Origin of the sequence: Geobacillus sp. B4113_201601 (assembly GCF_001587475.1) — a bacterium.
GTDB classification, from domain to species: domain Bacteria; phylum Bacillota; class Bacilli; order Bacillales; family Anoxybacillaceae; genus Geobacillus; species Geobacillus icigianus.
In genome coordinates, this window is the sequence record NZ_LQYX01000052.1 from 1 (window position 1) to 1,485 (window position 1,485).

Sequence of the window (1,485 nt, forward strand, 5' to 3'; positions counted from 1 at the left end):
GTAACTATTCAGCCGTTACATAGAAAAAGTTTACGAACTCTGGTTGATTCTCGCTCCCCTTGTCTATACTAGTACCATCCAAGACAAGGGAGGTGAACATGATGGCAAACGTTGTTTTTGATTTCCAACAAGCGGTCTTTACACTCGAAAGCATGGTCGCAAAAATCGAGTATCAAGCACAAATGATGAAAAAACTCATTCGAGAAAACGAGCAACTACGTCAAGAAAACCAACAATTGAAAGCACGTATCGCAGAGTTAGAAGCCCGTACAAAAAAAAACAGTACCAACAGCCATTTACCGCCGTCCTCTGACCGGTTTGTGGCGAAATCTCCTTCTCGCCAAACGTCGGGGAAACAGCCGGGCGGGCAGCCGGGACACCAAGGAACGACGCTCCGCCAAGTACCGAATCCTGACCATCGAGTCATTCACCGCGTGACCCAATGCGAAGGATGTGGTCACTCTTTAGAACATGTCGCTCCGCTTCAAGTAGACATTCGCCAAGTGTTCGACCTCCCAATGGTTCGAATGGAAGTGACTCAACACGAACGGGAAGTAAAGGGTTGTCCGGAATGTCATCTTGTCCAGCAGGCAGAGTTTCCTTTTTATGTCACGAATCATGTCCAGTACGGGCCCGTCCTCACTTCCCTTGTTTTATACTGGAACCATGCACAGTTGATCCCGTGCGAGCGTGTCACCGAGATGGTCAAAGCGTTAGTGAACCATTCGATGAGTGCAGGCACGGTCGTGAACATGACGAGACGATGGCTCCCTGTGTTAGAAGCAGTGACCGAAGAGATCGAAACGGCGTTGCTCGCGTCCAAGACGTTACACGTCGATGAAACAAGTCTGCGTGTGAACGGGAAGAACCAATGGGTGCACGTGGCTTCCACTGCCAAGGCCACCCGATACGGACTGCATCGTTCTCGTGGCAAGCAAGCGACGGACGACATCGGGATCTTGCCGAGGTACAAAGGAACGATGGTGCATGATGCGTATTCGGTGTACCCGATGTACAGAGAGGCGAGCCATGCGCTTTGCCATGCCCATCATCTCCGGGAGCTTCGGGCATATACCGAACTGTACGGCCATTCATGGTCGAAAGAGATGGCCGAAGCGTTGTTGGAGATGAAACAGGCGGTGGAGAACGCGGGCGGGGCTCTACCGGAAGAGGAAGTCCGGTATTGGGAAGCCGTGTACGACGAGCGTCTAGCGAATGGTCGCCGAGAACTCGATGAACGTTGCCAACAAGGCAAGCATGACGGCGTCCGCAACGCGCAACATTTCATCCAGCGCCTAGAAAAGCGCAAACAAGAAGCGCTTCTCTTCCTGCGAAAGAAAGAAGTGCCGTTTGACAACAACCAAGCTGAGCGCGATTTGCGGATGGTGAAAGTCAAACAAAAAATTTCCGGAACGTTTCGTCAGGAAGACGATGCCAAGGCTTTCTGTATCATTCGTAGCGTCATTTCTACCCTGCAAAAACACG

The 1,485-nt window shown here is 51.3% G+C and carries 1 protein-coding gene; it reads left to right on the forward strand.

Translation table 11 applies throughout. The features are described 5' to 3' along the window. Positions 1-101: 101 nt before the first annotated feature. The coding region (locus B4113_RS07995; protein WP_061912400.1) for an IS66 family transposase at positions 102-1,485 on the forward strand (1,384 nt) is incomplete at its 3' end.